At 65.3% G+C, this 2,683-nt stretch carries 3 protein-coding genes; all 3 read left to right on the plus strand.

The features are described 5' to 3' along the window. Positions 1-451: aminotransferase class III-fold pyridoxal phosphate-dependent enzyme (locus EOA24_RS33510; RefSeq protein WP_127410559.1), on the plus strand; the 451-nt coding region annotated here is incomplete at its 5' end. Positions 452-467: 16 nt separating this feature from the next. Then, positions 468-1,379: an ornithine carbamoyltransferase gene (gene argF, locus EOA24_RS33515; RefSeq protein ID WP_126079346.1), complete on the plus strand. Its 912-nt coding sequence runs from the start codon at positions 468-470 to the stop codon at positions 1,377-1,379. A 120-nt stretch (positions 1,380-1,499) separates the two neighbouring features. Continuing rightward, positions 1,500-2,531 (plus strand): Hsp33 family molecular chaperone, encoded by a 1,032-nt coding sequence (locus tag EOA24_RS33520; protein WP_127410560.1) that lies wholly within the window; start codon positions 1,500-1,502, stop codon positions 2,529-2,531. The last annotated feature ends 152 nt before the right edge of the window (positions 2,532-2,683 follow it).

Genomic DNA, 2,683 nt, shown 5'->3' on the forward strand with positions numbered 1-2,683 from the left:
CCCAATGGGCGCCTGCCTCGCCACGGATGAGGCGGCGACCGGCATGACCGCCGGCGTGCACGGCACCACCTTCGGCGGCAATCCGCTGGCGATGGCGATCGGCAACGCCGTGCTCGACGTGGTGCTGGCCGACGGCTTCCTCGAGGATGTGCAGCGCAAGGCTCTGTTGTTGAAGCAGGGCCTTGCGGCGGTCGCGGACGAATTTCCCGAGGTCATCGAAGGCATCAGGGGAACCGGCCTGATGCTCGGCCTGAAATGCGCCATGCCCAACACCAAGGTGAACATGGCGCTGCGCGACCAGCATCTGCTTGCCGTGCCGGCCGGCGACAACGTGATCCGCCTCCTGCCGCCGCTCACCGTCACCGACGAGGAGATCGGCGAGGCGCTGAGGCGCATCCGCGGCGGCGCCAAGGGCCTGACCGACGCGATAGCGGCCGAAGCCGCGAAATAAGTTCTGGAACCTGCCGATGAGCGTGCGCCACTTCACCGATCTATCCGCCGTTTCGGCGGGCGACCTGCGTATCATGCTGGACGACGCGATGGCGCGAAAGACCAGGCTCAAGGCGGGTGAGCGCTCAAAACCGCTCGACGGCAAGGTGCTGGCCATGATCTTCGACAAGCCCTCGACGCGCACGCGCGTGTCCTTCGATGTCGGCATGCGTCAGCTCGGCGGCGAGACGATCATGCTGACCGGCACCGAGATGCAGCTCGGACGCTCGGAGACCATCGCCGACACGGCGAAAGTGCTGTCGCGCTATGTCGACGCCATCATGATCCGCACCACCTCGCACGACCGGCTGATCGAGCTCACCGAGAACGCCACGGTTCCGGTCATCAACGGGCTGACCGACGACACGCATCCCTGCCAGCTCATGGCCGACATCATGACCTTCGAGGAGCATCGCGGCCCGGTGGCCGGCAAGACCTTTGCCTGGACCGGCGACGGCAACAATGTGCTGCACTCGTTGCTCGAAGCCTCGGCCCGGTTCCGTTTCAACTTGAATGTCGCGGTGCCGGAAGGCAGCGAGCCTTTCGAGAAATATGTCGACTGGTCGAAAGCCAATGGCGGCAAGGTCCGGTTTGCCAAATCCGCCGAAGAAGCCGTCGACCAGGCCGATTGCGTCGTCACCGACAGCTGGGTCTCGATGGGCCAGGAGCACCGTGCTCGCGGCCACAACGTCTTCCTGCCCTATCAGGTCAACGCGGCGCTTATGGCTAAGGCCAAGCCCGATGCGTTGTTCATGCACTGCCTGCCGGCGCATCGCGGCGAAGAGGTCACCGACGAGGTGATCGACGGGCCGCATTCCGTGGTCTTCGATGAGGCCGAGAACCGGCTGCACGCCCAGAAGGCGGTGCTGGCCTGGTGCCTGGGCGCTTGAGAGCGGCGGACCTGGCTTCCGGTCCGATCGGGGTCAACTTGATCTGGGGACAGGTGATGCCTATTTGCGGGCCATCACGTAAATTGAACGCGCTTCGACGCATGCGGCTCATCGGGTTGCATGGCTGCGCCCCGGAGTTTTGTCATGTTGGAAACCCAGACCTTGGCTGAGCATAAACCCCAACTCGGTGAATTCGGCTTCGCCGGCGACGACCACGTCGTGCCTTACGAGGTCGCGCCGCTCGATGTGCGCGGCCGCACCGTGCAGCTCGGGCCGATGCTCGACGCTATTTTGAGCCGCCACAATTATCCCGAGCCCGTCGCCCGCCTGCTGGCGGAAGCCTGCGTGCTCACCGTGCTGCTCGGCACCTCGCTCAAATTCGAAGGCAAGTTCATCCTGCAGACCCGCACCGACGGGCCGGTCGACATGCTGGTGGCCGATTTCACCACGCCGCAGGCGTTGCGTGCCTATGCGCGCTTCGACGCCGACCGGCTGCAGGCGCTGACCGACGCCGGCGAGACCTCGCAGCAGGCTCTGCTCGGCAACGGCGTCCTGGCTCTGACCATCGACCAGGGCGCGCACACGCAGCGCTATCAGGGCATCGTCCAGCTCGACGGCACATCGCTGGAGGATGCCGCGCGCACCTATTTCCGCCAGTCGGAGCAGATCCCGACCGATATCAAGATGTCGGTCGCCAAGCTGGTCACGCCCGGCCCGGGCGGCGCGCGCGAGCAGTGGCGGGCAGGCGGCATCCTGGCGCAGTTCCTGCCGCAGGCGCCGGAGCGCATGCGCATTCCCGATATTTCGGGCGGCGACGGCGACGACCGCGAGCTGACGGACCACCCGGCCGACAATTCCTGGCAGGAATTGCTGGCGCTGCTGGGCACCATCGAGCCGACCGAGCTGATCGACCCGACCGTGGGCGCCGAGCGGCTGCTTTACCGGCTGTTCCACGAGCACGGCGCGCGCGTCTTCCGCAGCGTGCCCGTCGACTACCAGTGCTCCTGCTCGCGCGAGAAGATCCACGGCATCCTCCAAGGCTTTTCGGCCGAGGAGATCAAGGACTCGACCGAGGAGGGCGGCATCCACGTCGCCTGCGAGTTCTGCTCGACGCAATACGACTTCGATCCGGCCGAGTTCGTGGTGGAGTAACACCCATTCCTTCTCCCCGTTCCACGCAGGGCTGTCCGGGGAAAGGTTCGGGTGAATCGAAATGCCGCATGTGCATGCCCCGTAAGACGGGGATTTTCCGTCTACCTTCTGGTTGTCGAGACTCAGAAAGGGAACGGGGCATGCGCTTTACG

Source organism: Mesorhizobium sp. M2A.F.Ca.ET.039.01.1.1, from assembly GCF_003998035.1.
GTDB lineage: Bacteria > Pseudomonadota > Alphaproteobacteria > Rhizobiales > Rhizobiaceae > Mesorhizobium.